This is a genomic window from Flavobacterium sp. CAN_S2, from assembly GCF_015752255.1.
Taxonomy (GTDB): domain Bacteria; phylum Bacteroidota; class Bacteroidia; order Flavobacteriales; family Flavobacteriaceae; genus Flavobacterium.
The window spans coordinates 360,933-383,636 of record NZ_JADOVA010000005.1 but is presented as its reverse complement, the minus strand read 5'-3'; the positions used below and the strand labels follow the sequence as shown (position 1 = coordinate 383,636).

Sequence of the window (22,704 nt, the reverse complement as noted above, 5' to 3'; positions counted from 1 at the left end):
GATGGAAATAAAGTAGAATTCATTTTCGAAAACATCAATTTGCCTTTTGACGACGCTACAAATGATGGGTATATAGCTTTCAAGATTAAAACATTACCAACGCTGGTAACTGGCGATTCATTTACTAATGAAGCTAATATTTATTTTGATTACAATTTCCCAATCCTGACTAATAAGGCAACATCTACTTTTAAAACGCTAGGAACTCAAGATTTTGAATTTTCAGATTATTTTAGTGTGTATCCAAATCCGGTAATTGATGTTTTAAATATTGGAACTAAAAATATTATTCAGCTAAAGACCATGGCGATTTATGATGTTTTAGGACAATTAGTTATTGCCGTTCCAAATGCTCAGAATATTTCAAAAGTAGATATTTCAAAATTGTCAACTGGTAATTATTTCTTGAAAATGAATACTGATAAAGGAACATCAAATATGAACTTTATAAAAAACTAAAAAAGAAATATTTTTCAAATACCTAAACTGCTTGGTCAATTCGAGCAGTTTTTTTTGTGTTTTGAAATCAAAAAGTCATCTCTAGCCCTGATTGAAGCAAGTATACTTTTGTGGCGTTTTCGTCACAAAAGATACTGTGGAAAGCAGGAGGAATTGGATTTAAAGTAAAATGTTGTGCTCCTAAAAAATCAGTTGCTATCTCTTTAACGAGAAATGAGATTTGAATTCTTTATTGATTCCGTCCTCAAGATAGATTACCCTAAACCAATAATCAGTGGCAGGCATGGCTTGACCATTGTAGGTTCCGTCCCAACCGAAATCAATGGAGTTTATTTGCTTTAATAATTTCCCATAACGGTCAAAAATGGTAATCGAAGGATTGTATTGACTGTTGAAACCAATAATTTTCCAAGTGTCGTTATGGCCATCTCCGTTTGGTGTAAAGAATTTTGGATAGCCTATTACGATAACTTGGTAACTTAAATCAGTACAGCCTTTAGTATCTACAATTCGTATAGTATGTGTCCCTAGAGTAACTTCAGAGAAAACGTTTGATTCTTGAAAAGGACTTTGGTCCAGCTGATACTCATAGTTTGCAGTTCCTTCAACAACTGAAATAGTTAGGGTTGCATCATCACTAAAGGCATTCGTTTGTGTTATATTGAATGTTGTTGTGTTAGACAAGGTTTCAGTAACTATTGCTTCAACGAGTGTTGAACTGCAATTAGTAGATTTATTTGTAGCCAAAACAGAATAGTTTCCTTTTTGGTTAGCTTCAAAAGTGCTTTGTGTAGCATTTAATATTGTAATCCCATCTAAAAACCATTCAAAATTATGAGTTGCATTATTTAGTTTGCTGTCTAGAAGGTAAGACTGGATTACGCGATTTGAGTTTTTATCGACACATATTTTACCATCTGTCAAAAGCGGAATTGGTTTTGATTTTACTGAAATCGTCAGTTTTGTTTGATTCGCACATTGTCCTGAGTTTGGAGTAAATGTGTATTCAGTAGTTGTAGTATTGTTTAGCGCAGGCGACCAAGTTCCATTAATATTGTTGTTTGATTGTGATGGAAGTGCGACAAGTGTTTCGCCAGAACAGATAGGAGCGATGGCTGTAAATGTTGGAGTCGTTTTTTGATTTACAACAATCGTTAGTTTGGCCGTATTAGCACATTGTCCCGCAATTGCAGTAAATGTATACTCATTAGTTGTAGTATTGTTTAGCGTAGGCGACCAAGTTCCATTGATATTGTTGTTTGATTGTGATGGAAGTGCGACAAGTGTTTCGCCAGAACAGATAGGAGCGATGGCTGTAAATGTAGGAGTTGTTTTTTGATTTACAACAATCGTTAATTTGGCCGTATTAGCACATTGTCCCGCATTTGGAGTAAATGTATACTCAGTAGTTATAGTATTGTTTAGCGCAGGGGACCAAGTTCCATTGATGTTGTTAATTGATTGTGATGGAAGTGCAGCAAGTGCTTCGCCAGAACAGATAGGTGCAACAGCAGTAAATGTAGGAGTTGTTTTTTGGTTTACAACAATCGTTAATTTTGCCGTATTAGCACATTGTCCCGAATTTGCAGTAAATGTATATTCAGTAGTTGCAGTATTGTTTAAAGCAGGCGACCAAGTTCCATTGATGTTGTTAATTGATTGTGATGGAAGTGCAGCAATTGCTTCGCCAGAACAGATAGGAGCAACAGCAGTAAATGTTGGCGGTGTTTTTTGATTTACAATTATGGTTAATTTGGCGGAGTTAGCACATTGTCCCGCATTTGGTGTAAAGGTGTATTCAGTTGTGGCAGTATTGTTAAACGGAGGCGACCAAGTTCCAATGATGCTGTTATTGGACTGTATTGGTAAAGATGCGAGAGTTTCTCCTTCACAAACAGGAGCAACAGCGGTAAATGTTGGAATCGTTCCTGGATTTACAGTAATGGATCCATTTAAAGATGCATTTGGAGAACATCCTCCTGATGTAGTTATCGTATAATTATAGGTTCCCGAAACGCTTGGGGTACCTTCAATTTTAAATTGATTTCCAACTAAACTTGTCGTTACACCATTAGGCAAACTTCCAGAAGTAATAGATACATTAGTTGCACCACCGCCAATTGTATAAATAACATTCGAAATAACTTCGTTCTCACATATTTGCTGCGAACTAGGACCTTGAGTGAGACTTAATGTTGGACTAACTAAGCAACTATCCAGTGCACAGGTTATTGAAGTGGGGCCAAAACATTCTGATGGTGTTCCAATTGGAGTTACTGTTATTACAACAGTTTCACCCAGAGGAACATTTTGAACAGTATAGGAATAAACTTTGCCAACGAATCCAACGTCAACAGCTGTACTGCTTCCTATTTTATAGGCGACAGAAAACTCCGCTTCTCCTAAAGCCAGCCAATCAAAAGTAATAGAATTAGAAGTTTTTGCTCCACAATAAAGATAGGGAGTTGCAAGGGTGCTGAATTGAATATTTATTTCATCATTTACAGGACAAGTCGTCCCAAAAGGAAAGGCTTGAACAGAGTATAAACCTGATTGATTTACCGTAATTTTTGATCCGTTTTGTCCTAGAATTATGTCCCCATTATAACGCCATTCATGAATTTCAGTAGCACTTAATCCCGAATTTAACTCATAGTCTGAAGTACTACATATTTTCAAGTCTGGGCCTAAGTTAATTGATGGGGAACTAAAACTAGCTCCTTCTATAAATACAGCCGAATCGTAATTATTATCTCCAACATTAGCGATGGCTAATTTTATATGATATGTTTGGCCGCATTGTACATCTGAATTTGCTGATAAAACTTTTGTAAATCCATCGTATTGAATAGTAGTTCCTCCTTCATTGTTTACATAATACGAGCAGTATTCACAAGGACCTAAATTTGCATTTCCATTATTCAAATTATTAATAGACACGGGTAATGTAGTGCTGGGTATCAAAGCTATATTTTTTGCGCCTCCAGAAAAAGTTCCAGTGATTCCCGGACCACTCAAAAAGAAACCAAAATTATCATTATAAGAATCATTAACAAATTCGGGATATTCCTCAGAAGCAAAGACAAAATTAAAGCTTAATTTATTTCCGGTGGGAACGAAATCGAATTCCAGAATTGCAACGTTTTTAATCAATTGATTATTAGATAAAGTGTACAAATCCGTATCACCTTCTAATGGATCTGAAGTCGGTAAAGTCGCTAGACTTCTATCATTTGGACCCACAGCAATTGCAGCATTTCCAGTGCTTAAAATGATTCCTTTGTCAATTCCAATCGCAGTAGAAGCTCCATTAGTAAACAAGCCTAATTGATCGGTAATAGTATTGCCTTTGACTATTGAACCATTAAATTTAATATTCGAAACATTAATTCCTTGTCCTACCACCACGCTTTGTACTAATTGTTGCGGAGTTTGTGAGGTAGTATTGATTACTAATTGCGCATGGACGATACAATTAACAAGTACTAAAAATAAAAGAAGAATTCTTTTCATTCCTTAAATATTGGGCTATTGATACTATTACTGCTAAAATGGAATGCCCTGAAACCTCATTTTACGAAGACAAATATAGGTAACAGAATAATGCTATTTTTCTGATTTTTATAAATTATAATAAAAACCGTCAAATAAAAGGCAATGGAAAGTGTTTGTGAAAAAAAATGCACTTACACTTGCCAATATACTAACGCAGTTCATTTTTATTTAGCTTTTTTTAATGACAATTTTTTTATATTTACGATCACGATACATTCCTATGAAAAACAGCTACTTTATAATTATTTCTCTTTGCATTTGTGCAATTGTCAATGCTCAAACAATTAATTTTCCTGATGCAAATTTTAAGGCAAGATTGCTGGAATCTAATTCGGCTAACAACATTGCCGGGAATTCGCTAAACAACTATTTCAAAATAGATGAAAATAATGATGGAGAAATCCAAAAATCTGAAGCTTTAAAGGTTTTCTCGCTGGATGTCTCTAACTATAGAACTATTACTACTCTTTCTGGAATTGAAAATTTTACAAATTTGAAATTTTTAGACTGTTCCTCTAATGTAATTGAAGATTTAGATGCTAGGCCGCTTACTAATCTACAAACTTTAATATGTTCTTCGAATAAATTTATATCCTTGAATATTGCAGGATTGAGTAATCTAAACAGATTGGTTGCAGAATCTATATTATTAACGAATATCGATTTATCAGGGCTTCAAAACCTGAAAGAAATTGAATTTAATAATGGCACTTTGACGAGTTTAGATTTAAAAGGGTTAATTAGTTTAGAATCTATTAGTTGTAGATACAATCAATTGAAGTCAATAAGTAATATTTCAGATTGTATAAATTTGAAAAAAATGTACACTGAAAATAATTTAATTGAAAATCTAAATGTGCAAGGTTGCGAAAATTTAGAAAGTTTGATTTGCCGGTATAATAAAATTACAAGTTTGAATATTTCCAGATTACCAAAATTAAGGTATTTGGAGGCTGGAGGTGAATCTTTAACAGCTATTGAATTGAACGGGATAAGTAATATTGAACAATTACATGTAGACTACAGTAATTTAACCACTTTGGACCTCTCTCAATACATAAAATTGAAGTATGTAAGTAGTCGTTTCAATGCTAAACTTACTACAATTTTTGCCAAAAATGGAATGTCTGAAAGTATCGATTTTTACAGATGTCCAGTTTTGAAATATATTTGTGCTGATGAAAGTCAATTTGAAAATATAAAAAATACAATTGATTTATATCAAGATAAGAATGTCAATTATAACTCCTATTGCTCTTATACACCTGGTGGTATATTTTACACCATTAAAGGTAAAACCACTTTAGATAGCAACAACAATGGTCAGGATAATTCTTATGTAAATTATCCGAATTTAAATTTTTCAATCACAGATGGAACTAATAAGGGAAGTATAATTTCAAATAGTTCTGGAGAATATGCTATTTATGTGGGGGAAGGAACGCAAACTATTACTCCTATATTAGAAAATATAAACTATTTTAAAGTTTCTCCTTCAACGGTAAACATCAGTTTCCCAGCATCAACAAGTCCATTTAATCAAGATTTTTTGATTACTCCTAATGGAAATCATAATGACTTAGAAGTAAAATTATTACCACTCCTACCTGCTAGGCCAGGATTTGATGCTACTTATACTATTGTATATAAAAACAAGGGCACTACAACACTTTCGGGCACCGTTGTTTTAAACTTTAATGATGCTGTTTTGGATTACGTCTCCGCCGTTCCAGTTATCAATAGACAAGTTATGGATCAACTTACTTGGGATTACAGCAATTTAAAACCCTTTGAAATCAGGGAAATTACCGTAACACTTAATGTTAACTCTCCCATGGAAACGCCTGCAGTAAATATTGGAGACCGTTTGAGTTTTAATGCGCTAATTAATCCAGTTACTACTGATGAGAAAATAGTTGATAATTCTTCGGCTTTACGCCAAAGTGTGGTTGGCTCTTTTGATCCAAATGATAAAACATGCTTAGAGGGAGATATTGTCACTCCAGATTTGATAGGAGAATATGTAAATTATGTAATTCGTTTTGAAAACACAGGTACCTACCCAGCCGAAAATATTGTAGTAAAAGATATAATTGATTTGTCAAAATTTGACATTTCAACTCTGATTCCCATCAAAGCGAGTCACTCCTACAGTACTAAAATTTCTGATAATAACAAAGTTGAATTTATCTTCGAAAAAATTAACCTTCCTTTTGACAATGCCAACAATGATGGATATATCGCTTTTAAAATAAAAACGTTACCAACATTAATGGTTGGTGATTCTTTTGCAAATGAAGCTTCTATTTATTTTGATTATAATTTCCCAATAGTGACCAATAAAGCTACATCAACCTTCAAATCATTAGCCGTAGAAGATTTTGATTTTTCTAGTTTTTTTAAAATTTATCCTAATCCAGTAGATACCGAATTACATATTACAGCAAAAAATGAAATTGAGGTTCAATCTATAGCAATCTATGATATTTTGGGACAAATAATACTCGCATTGCCTGATGCTCAGAAGAGTTCCACCATTGATGTTGCGAAATTGACAACCGGTACTTATTTTTTGAAAATCAAAACGGATAGAGGACTCTCCATTTCAAAATTCCTTAAAAAGTAAAAAGCGACAAAATATTAAAGAGCATCTAGGCGTATTGTGTTCCAATAGAAGACGAGCAAAACTGCTTATTTTCAAAAGAATACATTCAATTGCTAAACCTCCTTAAGTATTACCATTTACTGATTTACTAATTTTTTGGATAAAAATTTTATTTTTTCATGAATTAATAATTACTTTTGCACCCGTTATCACGAATCCTTCAATAGGATAGCAACCTGCAACAACAAGCAAGGTGCTAAAACGATAAGCCAAATCCTTTGGAAAAAATGTTGTTTACATTCCCATATTTAGCTTTGTTTTTCGTCATAATTTTTAATTTAAAATTATTTTTATGACTTTATTTTCTAAAGAAAAAGGAAATGCCTTTGCTTTGATTCCTTTATTTGTTTTTATTTTTACTTTTTTGGGAGCGGGAATTATTTTGAATGATTTTTATGCTTTTCCATCTCCAGTAGCTGTTTTAGTTGGTATAATCGCTGCTTTTTTATTATTTAAATCCTCAACAGAGGATAAAGTAGAAACGTTAATCGCAGGTTGTGGCGAAAGTAAAATCATGACCATGTGTTTAATTTACTTGCTAGCGGGAGCGTTCGCAGTGGTAAGTAAAGCAATGGGCGGAGTTGACGCTGTAGTGAATCTTGGAATAAATACTATCGACGTTGCTTATTTTCCGTTAGGGATTTTCTTGATTGCTTCATTTTTATCAACTGCTACAGGAACTTCAGTGGGTGCAATTGTAGCGATTGGTCCAATAGCTGTCGCATTAGCTGATAAAAGTGGTGCCTCATTACCGCTTATATCTGGAGCTTTATTAGGTGGGTCCATGTTAGGTGACAATCTTTCCATGATTTCTGATACTACTATTGCAGCAACGCAATCATTAGGATGTGATCTAAAAGATAAGTTTAAAATCAACTTGTTCATTGCCTTTCCTGCTGCAGTTTTTACAATTCTGGTTTTCTTTTATCTTGGTTTAAATTCGGATATTGTGACCGTTGCCATTGCAAAAAGTGATTTTTCCTGGATTGCAATTGTACCTTATATTTTAGTAATCGTATTAGCGGTTGTGGGTGTTAATGTATTTTCAACATTGCTTATTGGTACTTTATTAGCAGGTATTATTGGATATTTTAGTGGTTCATTTACGTTTATGGAATTCACTCAAAAGATATACGAGGGTTTTACCAGTATGACTGATATTTTCTTATTGTCAATGCTAACTGGAGGTTTAGCTGCCATGGTAGATAAAGCGGGTGGAATAACCTATTTGTTAGTTCAAATTAAAAAAAGAATTAAAAGTAAAAAATCAGCTCAAGCTGGAATTGGCGCTATAGTAGGTTTTGCTAATTTAGCTATTGCCAATAATACGGTTTCTATTGTAATTACAGGGCCAATTGCTAAAGAAATTAATGATGAATACAATTTAAATCCTAAAAAAACGGCTGCAATTCTGGATATTTTTTCGTGTATAATTCAAGGGATTTTACCTTATGGCGCTCAAGTATTGCTTATATTGAGCTACGCTAACGGGAAATTAGATTTCTTTGACTTAATTAGTAATGCATGGTATCATTTATTTTTACTAGTTTTTACATTAGTGGCTATTTACAGTTCGTTTTGGGATAAATGGACAAAGCGATTCTTTAAAATTTAAGAGTTGAATTTTGACTGTTATTGCTTTTGAATTTTTTTTAAAAAGGGAATTATTATATATTTGACGAGTGTAAGATAGCCCTGATAGTAGTGAAAATCCTTTTATGTAAGCGATAGCGGACATAAAAGATTGAAGCGAATAGCAGGATTAGCTCCAAATAAAATTTAAACTAATTTTTGAATATGAAATTACTAGAAGGAAAAGTTGCCATAATTACTGGTGCGAGTCGAGGAATTGGAAAAGGAATTGCTGAAGTTTTTGCAAAACATGGTGCAAATGTTGCCTTTACATATAGTTCATCAGTAGAATCTGCTTTGGCTCTTGAAAATGAATTGAATGCTCTTGGAATTAAAGCCAAAGGTTATCAATCGAATGCTGCGGATTTTAATGAAGCGCAAACTCTTGTAGACGCCGTTATAGCTGAATTTGGAACAGTTGATATTCTAATAAACAATGCAGGTATTACTAAAGACAACCTATTGATGCGTATGTCTGAAGGCGATTTTGATCAAGTTATTGATGTTAACTTGAAATCGGTTTTTAATATGACTAAAGCCATTCAACGTACGTTCTTGAAGCAACGTTCTGGTTCAATTATCAATATGAGCTCTGTTGTGGGAGTAAAAGGAAATGCTGGACAAACTAATTATGCTGCTTCTAAAGCGGGTGTTATTGGTTTTTCTAAATCAGTAGCATTAGAACTAGGATCTCGTAACATTCGTTGTAATGTAATTGCTCCGGGTTTTATAGAAACGGAAATGACGGCTAAATTAAACGAAGATGTTGTAAAAGGATGGAGAGACGGAATTCCATTGAAACGTGGTGGAACCACTGAAGACGTTGCTAATGCGTGTCTTTTCTTTGCTTCGGATATGAGCGCTTATGTAACGGGACAGGTTATGAATGTTTGTGGAGGAATGCTTACTTAAAATTTAATTGAAAGATTGTAAAATTCAAAGATTTAAAGATTTAAAGATTTTTGAACTACATAATTAATTTTTTAATCATTAAATCCTTCAATCTTTTAATAAAGAATAAATGACAACAAACACGCTACTATTATTACTGCTTTCTTTACTAATAGCTGCTGGTTTGTCGTTTTTTCAATATATCTACAAAGCCAAAAACAAATCGAGAGTCGGTTGGTTTTTGGCTTTTTTGCGTTTTTCATCTATTTTTGGAATTTTATTGTTGTTGATTAATCCAATAATAACCAAAAATACGCTTGAAACGGTAAAAACGCCTTTGCCGATTGTTGTTGATAATTCGAGTTCTATTTCTTTTTTGAATGCCAATGAAAAAGCATCAGAATTGTATAAAAGAATACAATCAAACTCTGATTTACAAGAGAAATTTGATGTGCAATCGTATCAGTTTTCTGATGACTTTGAACCTACGGAAACATTTGATTTCAAAGGAAGCCAAACGAATGTTGATGTTGTTGCCAAAAATCTTAAAAGCATTTATAAAAATGCAATATATCCAACGGTTTTGATTACAGATGGAAATCAAACTTCGGGTAATGATTATGTCTACAGTTTTGATGCTGTAAATAAAGTATATCCTGTGATTGTAGGTGATACGACAACTTTTTTAGATTTCAAAATCAATCAACTGAACGTTAATAAATATGCTTTTCACAAAAATAAATTTCCTGTAGAAGCTTTTTTGCAGTATTCAGGAACTAAAAATATCACAGCTGATTTTGTTATTTCACAAGGTAATTCGGTATTAAGTAAACAATCAATTGCCTTTTCACCTTCCAAAAAAACAGCAACTATAAACATACTTTTACCAGCTGATAAAATAGGATTACAGGTTTTTAAAGCTACAATATCATCAAAAGAAAAAGAAAAAAACACGTATAATAACGCTAAGAATTTTGCGGTTGAAGTCATTGACCAAAAAACAAATATTGCTATTATTTCAGCTATAAATCATCCTGATTTAGGCGCGATGAAAAGAGCAATTGAATCGAATGTACAGCGTAAAGTAACGATTATTAAACCAAATGAAATCAAAACATTGCAAGATTATAATGTTTTGATTTTATACCAACCAACAACCGAGTTTAAAACTATTTTTGAGAATAATAAAGGGGCTGGAATCAATACGTTTATCATTACCGGAAACAACACCGATTTTAATTTTCTGAATCAGCAACAGGATAATTTGAACTTTAAAATGAGCGGACAAAAAGAAGATTATTTGTCGGTTTTTAATGAACAGTTTAATTTATTTGCAGCTGACAATATCGGCTTTGAAAATTTACCGCCTTTGCAAAATGCTTTTGGGACCTTTACTGCAAAAGGAGCGGTATCTGTTTTGCTTTCGTCCAAAATCAGAGCTATAGATACGAATGCGCCTTTGTTGGCTTTTGCCGAAAATCAAGGGCAACGAGCCGCTTATCTTTTAGGAGAAAACAGTTGGAAATGGCGTTTGCAAACCCATGTCAACAATCAATCTTTTGAAAAATATGATGTTTTCATCGATAAGATTATTCAATTTTTGGCTTCTAGTAATTCTAAAAAATCACTGGTGGTTGAACATGAAAGTTTTTATAATTCAGGTGAAGCCATTGAAATAACCGCTCAATTTTTCAATAAAAATTATGAGTTTGATGAGAAAGCCCGTTTGACAATTGCGGTGACCAATACTAAAACGAAGCAAACTAAAAATTACGATTTACTAAAAGGAAATAATTCCTATAAAGTCAATCTTGACGGATTGAAAGCGGGTTCTTATGCGTTTACTGTCAAAGAATTGAATTCAAAAACGACCTATTCCAGTAGTTTTGAAATTCTTGATTTTGATATCGAAAAGCAATTTGTCAATCCCGATGTTGAGAAATTGACACAATTAGCCACGCAAACGCAAGGAAAAGCTTTTTTCACAGACCAAGTTGATGTGTTGATTAAAACGCTTTTGGAAAATGATGAATATAAAGCGATAGAGAAGAACATTGTTACTAAAACTCCTTTGATAGATTGGATTTGGTTATTGGTTTTAATTTCATTTTTGTTGGCAACGGAATGGTTTGTTCGAAAATACAACGGATTACTGTAATACAATTAAACAACATGGATTTTAGACTAAAAGTATTTTATACTGTTGCCAATCGTTTGAGTTTTACAAAAGCCGCAACCGAATTATTCATTTCGCAACCTGCGATTTCCAAACATATTCAAGAGTTAGAAGAGCAATATAAAATCAAATTGTTTGACAGGTATGGTTCCAAAATCGCATTGACACCTGCAGGTGAAGTGTTATTAAAACATACCAAAAACATTTTCGAACTATATAGAGAAATTGATTTTGATATGAGCACGCTTATTAATCAACGTTCCGGATTGTTGCGATTAGGCGCTAGTACAACGATCTCTCAGTATATAATTCCGCCACTTTTAGCTCGTTTCCACCAAAAATTACAAGATATAAAAGTGAGTTTACTTAATGGAAACACCGAACAAATAGAAAATGCTTTACTAAACCAGGAAATTGAAATAGGAATTGTTGAAGGGCAATCAAAAAATAAATCCATTAAATATTCTGAGTTTTTAAAAGATGAATTGGTTTTAGTTTGTAAGAGTTCCAATCCGTTAGTAAGTCTTGATGAAGTGACTCAGGAAGATCTTAAAAACATGCATTTTTTAATGAGGGAACAGGGTTCTGGAACACTTGAAGTTATTGAACATGCGTTAAAACCATTTGAAATTAAACTATCAGAACTACAAATTGAAATGCAATTAGGGAGTACTGAAAGTATAAAATCCTATTTGATGAACTCTGATTGCGTGGCTTTTATATCCATTCATGCGATAAAAAAAGAACTTCAAAACAATGAATTGGCTATATTAGATATTAAAGATTTAGTTATAGAACGTTTCTTTTATGTTATTACTTTACAAGGAAAAACCGATTCGCTATCGGATTTGTTTATCCAGAATATTTCTAATCATTATAATTTAAAGTTATAGCAGATTATAATTTGCGATTGGCTTAAATAGATTTATCTGCTGACCTTTGTATTGTACTAATTCAACAACTTTACATTGGAAACGCATCAAAAAGTCATACAAAAAGAATCTTTTATTTTTTTTAAAGTAAATGCCCCTTTGCAGCAACTTATTTTTGTTGTCTTGCTATTGTTTTGTACCACAATTTTTGTTTCTCCGCCAATTGCTTTAGTATTAGGATTGATTGTCGCCAACCTTTTTGGGCATCCTTTTTTAGAATTAAATCACAAAGTGACTAATTATCTGTTGCAGTTTTCAGTAGTTGGTTTAGGATTTGGAATGAATGTTCACAGTGCGGTTTCTGCAGGAAAAGAAGGTTTTTTGTTCACCATTATTTCTATTGTGAGTACTTTAGTTTTAGGAACTTTTTTAGGAAAATGGTTTAAAACGGAAAAGAAAACATCTCATTTAATTTCTTGTGGCACTGCAATTTGTGGAGGAAGTGCCATTGCTGCGATTGCTCCAGTAATTAAATCGAATGAAAAACAAACGTCAGTTGCTTTAGGAGTGATATTCATTCTGAATTCGGTGGCGCTGTTTTTATTTCCTGCCGTTGGTCATTGGTTGGATTTAACTCAAAAAGAGTTCGGATTATGGTGTGCCATTGCCATTCATGATACGAGTTCTGTAGTAGGAGCAGCGAGTAAATTTGGCCCCGAAGCTTTGCAAATAGCTACAACAGTAAAATTAGCCCGTGCGTTATGGATTATTCCTGTAGCATTGATTACGGCATTTATTTTTAAAAATAAATCTGGAAAAATAAAAATTCCTTATTTTATCGGATTGTTTATTTTGGCAATGATTGCCAATACTTATTTGCCACAAATGAAGAGTGTATCGCCACACTTGGTTTCCGTTTCTAAAATAGGTTTGACAATAACTTTGTTTCTTATTGGAGCCGGACTAAATAGAAATGTATTGAAGTCAGTGGGATTAAAACCACTGGCGCAGGGTGTTTTGCTTTGGACATGCATTGCAATTGCGACTTTGATTTCGATTATTTATCTAAAATAGTTTTGTGATGGAAGGTTTTTCGTTTGATCACATGAAATTGCAATCGGATATAATCATACAAAAGCGCAAACAACAAAAAGGTTGCAGCAACAAAAAGTGTTTTCATTTCCAGTAAATTATAAAGAAAACCACCCAAAATACAGCCTAAAAAAAAGAAAATAATAATCGATAATCGGAGGTAAATACTGGTTTTTAATTTCTTATTCTCTTCGGGTTTTTTATAAAAGAACAACTGCGACAGCTCTATTCCTAAATCAGTAAAAAGCCCCGTTAAATGCGTTGTACGAACAGTAGATTGAGAAATTTTGGTTACCAAAGAATTTTGTATTCCCATCGCAAAAAGCATTGCAAAAGCAATCCATTTTCCTTCAATACTGGATAATTCAGAGGCGATTCCAAAAACTCCAACAGCAATTAGAATAATCATCTCCAACGAAATAGGAATGACATGAGATAAATTGGGATGTTTTTTTGAAATCAATTCGGCTAAAAAATTAGAGGTAAAAGCGCCCAATAAAAAAAAAATAGTGAATACAAAAAAGGTGATTGCGGCTGAGTAATCTCTCTTCATCATTTCTTCTGCAAAATAGGCGAAATGTCCTGTAACATTTGTTGTCAATGTTTGTACTGATAAAACTCCCGTAACATTTACAATTCCGGCAACAAAAGATAATAAAGTGGCTAAACGAAGATTGTGAATAAAAGTTCTGTTTTTTCCTTGATGACGAAACATATTTGTTGTTTTCTTTTTTTAATTAACAGAATCTTAAACCCAATTTTTTCTAATAACGATTTAAAGAAATACATTTGTACTTCAAAAAAATAAATTTAATGAAAAATTTTAAAATTAGACCTACACTAATCACTTTATCTGCTCTAGGAGTTGCACTTTTTCTTTTGTCATGGGGAGTTATTGGTCATGAACGAATCAACAGAGCGGCAGTAATGGCACTTCCAAAACCATTGCAGACTTTCTTTTACAATCATATTGATTTTATAACTCAGGAATCTACCGTTCCGGATTTGAGAAGAAATGTTTTGAATGATAAAATGGAACCACCACGTCATTATTTTGATATGGAAAACTTTGGTGATGTCGCTACATTTCCTAAGACTATGGACGAAGCGAAGCTAAAATACGACGAAAAATTCTTGACCAAAAACGGAATTTTACCTTGGCATATTCAAGATTTAATGGTGAAACTTACCAAAGCATTTAAGGAAAAAAGGAAAAATGAAATACTATTTATTGCAGGTGATTTAGGACATTATATTGCTGATGGTCACATGCCATTGCACACATCTGATAATCACGACGGGCAAAATACCAACCAAAAAGGAATTCACTCTTTATGGGAAAGCCGTTTGCCGGAATTGTTTGCAAAGGATTATAAGTTCAACGTACCTCAAGGCGTTTACCTTGAAAATGTAGAAAAAGCAACATGGGACATGATTTTTGATACTCATAGTTTAGTAGAACCTCTATTGGCGATAGATAAAAAATTGAGAACTGCGACACCTGAAAATAAAATATTTGTGACTGATTCTAGTGGGGAAATTGTAAAAAATAAATACGGAGGAACCTTGTATTCTGATGAGTATGCCAAACAATTGCATGCTGATATGAACGGAATGGTTCAACAACAAATGAGAAAAGCCATTACAGTTACGGCAAGTTTTTGGTACACTGCATGGGTTAATGCCGGTAAACCCGATTTAAGTGGTCTTGATACTCCAGCGTTAACTAAGAGAAACGGCAAACTTCTAAAAAAAGATATGAAGACGTATGCTAAAGGAAATCTTTTTGGTTTGACAAACGAAAAAGAGTAACGATATATTTCCAATTAAAAAACGGGTGAAACCTCAATTTCACCCGTTTTTTTATGCTAATTAATTTTTTGATATTTCTTTTTCTTCAATATATCCGAGGCTGTTTGATAGTATGAAATTGTTTCGTTTACTAAATCCGTTCTTTCTTTTTTCAACGGTATTTGATCGTAAAATATTTGAAAATCAGAAGCTACTTTTTGATTGGGTTTTAAAGTCAATTGAAATTGTTTGACGGTTTGTTTTGGCGAAATAATCGTTAAAACATTGTCTTTAATCAATCCCAAGTCCTGATAAGTAGCAATCAAAGCTCTTGGTTTATAATCTGGTTTTAAAACATCCTGACCAAAGAATTTACTTTGGTAATCAAAACTCAATAATCCAAAAACGGTTGGCATTACATCAATTTGTGACATCAAATAATTGTATTTTCTGGGTTCAATAAAACCAGGACTGTAAATCATTGCCGGAATCCTGTATTTATCTGCCGGAAGTTCTGTTTTTCCTGCACTCGAAGCACAATGATCGGCTAGAATTACAAAAACGGTATTGGTAAACCAAGGCTGTTTTTTGGCCATTTCAAAGAATTTTTTCAAGGCATAATCCGTGTACTTTACACCGCCATCACGAGATTTTGCATCACCTGGAATATCAATTTTCCCATTGGGATATGTAAATGGTCTGTGATTGCTCACGGTCATAATGTGATTGAAGAAAGGCTTATTTGCCGCTGCTTCTTTGTTCATTTCTTTGATGGCTTTATTGTACATATCCTCATCGCAAACGCCCCAAATATTAGCAAAAGTGATTTCGTTGGGTTCAAATGTTTTTTTGTCTACAATTTCATAACCATTTCCAGAAAAGAAATCTCCCATGTTATCAAAAAAGGAATCACCACCATACATGAATTTTACAGCATAGCCTTTTTGCTTAAAGATGCTTCCGGTAGAAAATTTATTTTTATTGTCGTCTCGTTTTACCACACTTTCGCCGGCTGTAGGAGGAAAGCATAAAGTAACGGCTTCAAGACCGCGAACCGTCCTGTTTCCTACGGCATAAAGATTGGTAAAAACTAAACTTTTGGTCGATAGACTGTCTAAAAACGGAGTGATATTTCTCTCATTTCCATACATTTTCATAAACTCCGCACTGTAACTTTCGATAGTTATCAGAACGACATTTTTATGATTTTCGGCTGCTTCATTTTTTATTTGTCTTAAAGTCGTTTCTCCTGAAATGGTAGGAATTTGTTGTTTTAATTGAGCAAAAGCTTCATTATTGGGAACTGTTTTATAGAACTTAAAATAATCCAATTCACTTTTCATAAATGCCATGTAAAATTTATACAAACCGTTAGCTTGTAATTCATTGGCAAATATATTTTGGGAATTTTCTCTGGCAGATAAAGCGGGAACTGCTAATAATGATAATCCGAAAAGAAGCAGGTAAACTCCTGAAATTTGGATTTTTTGCACAAAAGCAGGAATGCTTTCAATATAGTTTTTTGATTTTTTTACAATGAAATAGGTAATAAGTCCTGCAATAATAAACAGCGCTGAAAACAACGGAATAACTGGATAGGATTCCATGATATTTCCGATAACTTCATTGGTGTAAACCAAGTAATTTACTGCAATAAAATTATATCTCACCCCAAATTCGTTCCAAAAGAAATATTCGCTGATTGCGTTTTGCAGAATTAATACGACGTAAAGGAAAATGACGAAGGAAAATAACCAAAACCTGATTTGATTACGGTATTTTGGTAAAAAAAGTAATAATCCAAATAATATCGTTTTTATGGACAGGAAAGCGGTTACAATTTTAGGTAAAGCACTTCCATATTCGTTGAGTATCGTGTTTCCAAATGCAACGTAAAGCAATAAGGCAATCAACAATCCAAAAATTAGATATCCGTAGGGCTTATAATATTTTGAATTAGATATAAAAAGTAGATACAACCACAAAAATCCACTTACTAAAACAAAAATAAAAATATCAGAAATTAGTCCTAAAACAAATACGGACAGCGTATCAACCCAAGTAAATGATGTTTGAGTAATGGGATGAAAGAAAAGAATAACTCTTACAATAAAACTTATACTAATGTAAAACCGTAATAAGTAATAAAATGGCGAAGTTTTATTTAATGTATTCATAATGAGATATTTATAAACAAATGTAGTGTAATTTTCTGTATCTAATTTTTAAGATTTGCTTAATGTTTTCTAAAAATTAATATTAGCTTAAAATGAAATTCCGGAATGATTAAGTTTGGAATAAAATGAATAAGTTTACTTTATAATTTAAAATGCGTTGATGATGAAAAAAAATATTATGATTTTGTTTCTTTTCATAGGAACTTTAGGCTATTCTCAAAACTGGAAAACGAATTTTGAAGAAGCAAAAACGCAAGCCAATAAAGAAAATAAAAATATTCTTCTTGTGTTTTCAGGATCAGATTGGTGTGCGCCTTGTATTAAATTAGAGAATACTATTTGGAAGTCTGAAGATTTTAAAAAAGAGGCAGAGCAGAAATGGTTAATTTATAAAGCTGATTTTCCTAAAAAGAAAGCAAATTTATTATCAGCAGAGCTAACGGCCAGCAATAAAAAATTAGCTGAGCAATACAACAAATCAGGAAATTTTCCTTTGGTGCTACTTTTGGATCAATCGGGAAGTATACTAGGAATCACTGGTTACAAAAACGTAACTCCGCAAGAATACATACAAATCATTCATTCCTTTGAGAAATAATGAAAAAAATACTCTTCATAATTTTGCTTTTCGCAAGTGTAATCGCTACTTCTCAAATTACGCACAAGAGAAAGTTGTTTATGTTAGGAAGTCCTTTTGAGGTTACTGCTGTTGCAAATGATACTGTGAAAGCCAACGAATATATTGATTTGGCTGTAGCCGAAGTAAAACGAATTGAAAATTTAATTTCTGATTGGATTCCAACCACACAGATCTCAGAAATCAATCGCAATGCAGGAATAAAACCAGTAAAAGTAGATACCGAAGTTTTTGAATTGGTCGAAAGAGCAATAAAAATCTCCCAAATTACCAATGGTGCCTTTGATATTTCTTATGCTTCGATGGACAAAATATGGAAGTTTGATGGTTCCATGAAAGTGATGCCAACTGAAGAAGCTATAAAAAAATCAGTGGCAAAAATTGGATACAAGAATATTATTCTAAATCCAAAAGAACACACTATTTTTCTCAAATTTGAAGGAATGAAGTTAGGATTGGGTGGTATTGGACAAGGATATATTGCAGATAAAGTGAAAGATTTATTGTTTTCAAAAGGCTGTTTTTCTGGAATTATAAATGTTTCTGGCGACATTAATGCTTGGGGAAAACAACCAGATGGAAAACCTTGGACTGTTGGAATTGTAAATCCTTTAAACAAGAATAAAATTTTCGCCACTTTTCCAATAGAGGACAGCGCCGTGGAAACTTCAGGCAGTTATGAAAAGTATGTAAATTTCAACGGAATCCGTTATTCTCATATCATTGATCCCAGAACAGGTTATCCGGCGCGCGGCATTGTGAGTGTGTCTGTTTTTGCAAAACAAACAGAAATTGCTGACGCAATGGCAACTGGAATTTTTGTCCTTGGAGTAGAAGTAGGGTTAGATCTTGTGAATCAAATTAAAGGACTTGAATGCATTATTGTTGATGATAAAGGCAAAATTCATTCTTCGAAAGGAATTGATATCAAAAAATATAATTAATAAAAAAATACACTCATGAAACAGAAAATAGCCTTTGTGTTTTTTACACTTTTGATTTTGCAGTCGTGTAGTTCCGTAAAAGAATACGAAAAAGAGAAAATAAATGATCCTGATATGAAGCTTTCTGCACGAACGGCGGAGCGTTATGAAACGTCTTTTCAAGTATATCGGGAAGCTGCTGCTGGCGCCAATGGTGGAAAATCAGGTGGCGGTTGCGGTTGCAATTAATTTAAAGCATCAAATCAGATTGTAAATTTCAATCCATTAGAAAATGAAAATAAAAATTTTATATCTTTTTATCCTAATTACGGTAACTGCTTTTTCGCAAGAAAAAAGTAAAGAGCCAGTTTTCAAAAAAAGAGTGTTAGAAAGCACAGAAGTTGACTTTCTAGCCAGTTATTACAATCAAGACGGATCAAGATCAGCCGTTTCAGGTGGAATTGGTTCGGAGAAACTGACTGATGTTGCCTCAAATATTGTCGTTGCAATGCCTTTGAATGATGATGATGTTTTGACTATTGATTTAGGAATATCAGCTTATTCATCAGCATCTTCCAGTAATATAAATCCATTTAATTCCACGGGAGCTTCTGGTGGTGGCGAAGACGGTGACGATGATAGAATAGCAGGAAATAAAGCGGCGGCTACCGGACCTTACGGAACTCCTTGGCAAGCTTCTTCGGGTGCTTCAAAAAGTGATCAGCTGGTTTCCGTTGTTGCAAATTACAGTCATAGCAGTGATTCCAGGAATTTTATTTGGAATACAGATGTTTCTTTTTCAAATGAATATGATTATACTTCTGTTGGTTTTGGTGGAGGAATCGCGAGCCTTTTTAATGAAAAAAATACGGAATTGAGTTTGAAAGTAAATGCATATTTGGACCAATGGAGACCTATTTATCCTACCGAATTGCACGAATATTCAAAATATGGTTCTAATTTTTTAAATCAAGGCTACTTTAGCGGAGTATCGGTTTTGGATCAAAACGGAGTTTCAACAACCAATTATTTGCCGTCAGCGTTTCAAACTGTAAATGCGGTTAACCGAAATTCATTCTCAGCTTCGGTAGGATTTTCTCAGGTTTTAACCAAGAAATTACAAGTTTCTGTTTTCTTTGATGTGTTGCAACAACAAGGATTATTGTCGTCTCCTTATCACCGAATTTATTTTGCTGATAAAGCGAATTTTTACATTGGACAACCGGAATATATTAGTAATTATGAAAGTACTAACAATGCCGGAGTCTACAAATTAGCGGATGATATCGAAAGATTACCTGATTCACGTTTTAAACTTCCTGTTGGAGCACGTTTAAATTATTACATCAATGAGCGATTTATATTGCGAACTTATTATCGTTTTTATTCTGATAACTGGGATATTCAATCTCATACTGCCAGTATAGAACTTCCTGTGAAATTATCCGATAAGTTTACTGTTTTTCCAATGTATCGTTATTATACACAAACGGCTTCTAAATATTATGCACCTTACGAAACCCATTTGTCAACAGAAAAATTTTATACTTCGGATGCTGATTTAGCAACATTTGATGCGAATCAATATGGTTTTGGCGTAAATTATACTGATATTTTTACCGCGGGTAAAATCTGGAAATTTGGTCTGAAAAACATTGATTTTAGATTCAACCATTACAAACGTAGCGATAATCTGAATGCTAATATTGCTACCATTGCTTTCAAATTTGTAATGCAATAAAACCTAAATTTACAAAAAGATAAATATGCACATATTAATTGTAGAAGATGAAGCTGGAATTGTTCAATTTCTGCAACAAGGATTAGAGGAAGAAGGCTATACAATTACCAGTGCTTCTGATGGTTTGAAAGGATTTGAGCTGTCACAAAAGGAAAATTTTGATCTGATTTTATTGGATTGGATGTTGCCAAAAATGACTGGATTAGAACTTTGTAAATCCATTCGATTAAAAAATACTACGACTCCAATCATTTTTCTGACTGCAAAAGATACCGTTCAAGAAACAATTGAAGGATTGAAAGCTGGTGCCAATGATTATATCAAGAAACCTTTTAGTTTTGATGAATTGGTAGAACGCATCAAAATTCATTTCAGAAACCAAAATGAAGATGAAATTCTGACTCTTGGTACCATCAAAATTGATATTCCACAACACCGTGTTTTAGTAAATGAAATTGAAGTGGCATTGACGCAGCGTGAATTTGAACTATTGACGTATTTTGTGAAAAATAAAGGAAAAGTGTGTACCAGAACCCAGATTATAGAGGATGTTTGGGACATTCATTTTGAATATGACACTGGCGTAATTGATGTTTTTATGAATGCGATTCGCAAAAAATTAAATTTAAAAATTGAACAAGACTACATAAAAACGGTTCGTGGTGTAGGGTATATTGCTAACGATTAAATAAAAATGCAACAACTTTCCTTTAAAAATAGAATTGCTTCTAACTATATTGTTACCACAGCTTTATTGATTTTTGTGGTTTTCTTTATCATTTATTCTATTGTTAAATTCAGTGTTTACAGCCATGTCAATAGCGATATTACGAGTGAAGTTGATAAACATCTCAATGAAATTGTAATTGTTGGTGATAGTTTTCATTTGATTCACGAGGAAGAATGGAAGGAACGGGAACACAATACGCTAGACGTAAATCCGGTATTTATTCAGTTTGTAGATCAAAATAGAAATGTGATTGAAAAATCGCCCAATCTTAAAAAATCTACTTTAACTTTTGACAAAGAAAATGCAGAAAATAAACTTTTTGATACCAAATTAGCGGATAACGCAATCCGACAAATTCAGGTTCCTATTTATCAAAAAACAAAAATAATTGGATACATCATAATTGCCATGTCACTGGAAGATGCAACAATGGTACTCAACAATTTATCTGAAGTATTGATAATTGCCTATCCTGTAATTCTGATATTGTTGTTTTTTATTGCTCGATTTTTCGCCGGAAGAAGTATAAAACCAATTAGTTCCATCATTACAACTTCTAATATTATTACCAAAGACAATCTTACTTCCCGAATTCCGTTACCGCAAAACCGTGACGAATTGTTTGTTTTATCTCAAACTATAAACAATTTATTAGACCGAATAGAAACTGCCGTTGAAAGAGAAAAGCAATTTACTTCAGATGCTTCACACGAATTAAGAACGCCATTAACGGTAATCAAAGGAACTTTGGAAGTCTTGATTCGCAAACCTAGAGATCACGCTGAATATGAAGAAAAAATTAATTTTTGTGTCACAGAGGTTAATCGGTTGAATCATTTGGTAGATCAGTTGCTCTTATTGGCTCGATTTGAAAACCAAAAGCAAACCTTAAAAACGGAGAAAGTATATCTAAATGCTTTATTTTTAGATACAATTGCTCGATATTCTACTGTAATTCAATCTAAAAAGATCACTGTTTTGACTGAATTTGATCAGGATTATTACTTAGAAACTGATAATTATTTATTTTCGATAGTGATTAATAATTTGATATCGAATGCATTAAAATATTCGAATCAAAACGGGAATCTGGAAGTTACTATAAAAGCTATTGGTTATAAAATTGAATGTCAGATCAGTGATTCCGGAATTGGAATCCCTGCTGAGGATTTAGAAAAAATTTTCAATCAGTTTTACCGCTCAAAATCCAGTAATCATCCAGAAATCAAAGGAACTGGTTTAGGATTGTCTATTGTAAAAAGATTGTGTTCTTTGCTCAACATTGATATTGCAATTACCAGTCAGGAAAATAGCGGAACAACCGTAATTTTAAGTTTATTTGAAGCAGACTTTAAGTAGTTCT

Annotated in this window: 17 protein-coding genes and 1 riboswitch; of the genes, 14 read left to right on the top strand and 3 right to left on the bottom strand. The window is 33.1% G+C overall.

Annotated features, from left to right (window positions below; all coding sequences use genetic code 11):
- On the top strand, positions 1-459 hold a 459-nt coding region (locus IWX80_RS15510), incomplete at its 5' end, for a DUF7619 domain-containing protein (RefSeq protein ID WP_196854229.1).
- A gap of 195 nt (positions 460-654) precedes the next feature.
- Here IWX80_RS15510 and IWX80_RS15505 read toward each other — a convergent pair.
- Positions 655-3,972: a T9SS type B sorting domain-containing protein gene (locus tag IWX80_RS15505; RefSeq protein ID WP_196854228.1), complete on the bottom strand. Its 3,318-nt coding sequence runs from the start codon at positions 3,970-3,972 to the stop codon at positions 655-657.
- Between the two features lie 262 nt (positions 3,973-4,234).
- On the opposite strand from IWX80_RS15505, the gene IWX80_RS15500 reads away from it, so the two are divergent.
- The 6 genes from IWX80_RS15500 to IWX80_RS15475 all read left to right on the top strand — a co-directional run bounded on the left by IWX80_RS15500 (position 4,235) and on the right by IWX80_RS15475 (position 13,324).
- Positions 4,235-6,640 carry a DUF7619 domain-containing protein gene (locus tag IWX80_RS15500; RefSeq protein WP_196854227.1) on the top strand — a complete coding sequence of 802 codons (2,406 nt, stop codon included), beginning with the start codon at positions 4,235-4,237 and terminating at the stop codon, positions 6,638-6,640.
- Positions 6,641-6,820: 180 nt separating this feature from the next.
- A riboswitch (SAM-I-IV-variant riboswitch) is annotated at positions 6,821-6,917 on the top strand.
- Between the two features lie 54 nt (positions 6,918-6,971).
- Complete coding sequence (locus tag IWX80_RS15495) at positions 6,972-8,294, top strand: Na+/H+ antiporter NhaC family protein (protein ID WP_121365328.1); 1,323 nt, start codon at positions 6,972-6,974, stop codon at positions 8,292-8,294.
- 182 nt (positions 8,295-8,476) lie between these two features.
- Positions 8,477-9,223 (top strand): 3-oxoacyl-[acyl-carrier-protein] reductase, encoded by a 747-nt coding sequence (fabG, locus tag IWX80_RS15490; RefSeq protein ID WP_113633871.1) that lies wholly within the window; start codon positions 8,477-8,479, stop codon positions 9,221-9,223.
- A 109-nt stretch (positions 9,224-9,332) separates the two neighbouring features.
- Positions 9,333-11,360 carry a hypothetical protein gene (locus IWX80_RS15485; protein WP_196854226.1) on the top strand — a complete coding sequence of 676 codons (2,028 nt, stop codon included), beginning with the start codon at positions 9,333-9,335 and terminating at the stop codon, positions 11,358-11,360.
- A 14-nt stretch (positions 11,361-11,374) separates the two neighbouring features.
- Positions 11,375-12,271 (top strand): LysR family transcriptional regulator, encoded by an 897-nt coding sequence (locus IWX80_RS15480; protein ID WP_196854225.1) that lies wholly within the window; start codon positions 11,375-11,377, stop codon positions 12,269-12,271.
- 96 nt (positions 12,272-12,367) lie between these two features.
- Entirely contained in the window at positions 12,368-13,324 is a 957-nt protein-coding gene (locus IWX80_RS15475) for a YeiH family protein (RefSeq protein WP_442899851.1), read from the top strand.
- Here the strand turns inward: IWX80_RS15475 and IWX80_RS15470 are convergent.
- A complete protein-coding gene (locus tag IWX80_RS15470; protein ID WP_196854223.1) occupies positions 13,308-14,057 on the bottom strand; it encodes a YoaK family protein in 750 nt (249 codons plus the stop codon). The two genes, IWX80_RS15475 and IWX80_RS15470, sit on opposite strands and share 17 nt — an antisense overlap.
- 98 nt (positions 14,058-14,155) lie before the next feature.
- Between IWX80_RS15470 and IWX80_RS15465 the strand changes: the two genes are divergently transcribed.
- Positions 14,156-15,154: a zinc dependent phospholipase C family protein gene (locus IWX80_RS15465; protein WP_196854222.1), complete on the top strand. Its 999-nt coding sequence runs from the start codon at positions 14,156-14,158 to the stop codon at positions 15,152-15,154.
- A gap of 56 nt (positions 15,155-15,210) precedes the next feature.
- Here the strand turns inward: IWX80_RS15465 and IWX80_RS15460 are convergent, their stop codons facing one another.
- The gene (locus IWX80_RS15460; protein WP_196854221.1) at positions 15,211-17,310 is read right to left on the bottom strand and encodes an LTA synthase family protein; all 2,100 of its coding nucleotides are present in this window, start codon (positions 17,308-17,310) and stop codon (positions 15,211-15,213) included.
- A gap of 163 nt (positions 17,311-17,473) precedes the next feature.
- On the opposite strand from IWX80_RS15460, the gene IWX80_RS15455 reads away from it, so the two are divergent.
- Genes IWX80_RS15455 through IWX80_RS15430 form a run of 6 tightly spaced genes read left to right on the top strand, consistent with a single transcriptional unit; the run spans position 17,474 to position 22,700 of the window.
- Positions 17,474-17,908: a thioredoxin family protein gene (locus tag IWX80_RS15455; protein WP_196854220.1), complete on the top strand. Its 435-nt coding sequence runs from the start codon at positions 17,474-17,476 to the stop codon at positions 17,906-17,908.
- On the top strand, positions 17,908-18,891 hold the full coding sequence (locus tag IWX80_RS15450) for an FAD:protein FMN transferase (RefSeq protein ID WP_196854219.1): 984 nt from the start codon (positions 17,908-17,910) through the stop codon (positions 18,889-18,891). The genes IWX80_RS15455 and IWX80_RS15450 overlap by 1 nt, the downstream gene beginning before the upstream one ends.
- 15 nt (positions 18,892-18,906) lie before the next feature.
- Positions 18,907-19,119 (top strand): DUF4266 domain-containing protein, encoded by a 213-nt coding sequence (locus IWX80_RS15445; RefSeq protein WP_196854218.1) that lies wholly within the window; start codon positions 18,907-18,909, stop codon positions 19,117-19,119.
- A 43-nt stretch (positions 19,120-19,162) separates the two neighbouring features.
- Positions 19,163-20,611, top strand: a complete 1,449-nt coding sequence (locus IWX80_RS15440) for a DUF3570 domain-containing protein (RefSeq protein ID WP_196854217.1) — start codon at positions 19,163-19,165, stop codon at positions 20,609-20,611.
- A gap of 25 nt (positions 20,612-20,636) precedes the next feature.
- Positions 20,637-21,299, top strand: a complete 663-nt coding sequence (locus tag IWX80_RS15435) for a response regulator transcription factor (RefSeq protein ID WP_196854216.1) — start codon at positions 20,637-20,639, stop codon at positions 21,297-21,299.
- 6 nt (positions 21,300-21,305) lie between these two features.
- Positions 21,306-22,700 carry a sensor histidine kinase gene (locus IWX80_RS15430; RefSeq protein WP_196854215.1) on the top strand — a complete coding sequence of 465 codons (1,395 nt, stop codon included), beginning with the start codon at positions 21,306-21,308 and terminating at the stop codon, positions 22,698-22,700.
- Positions 22,701-22,704 lie beyond the last annotated feature (4 nt).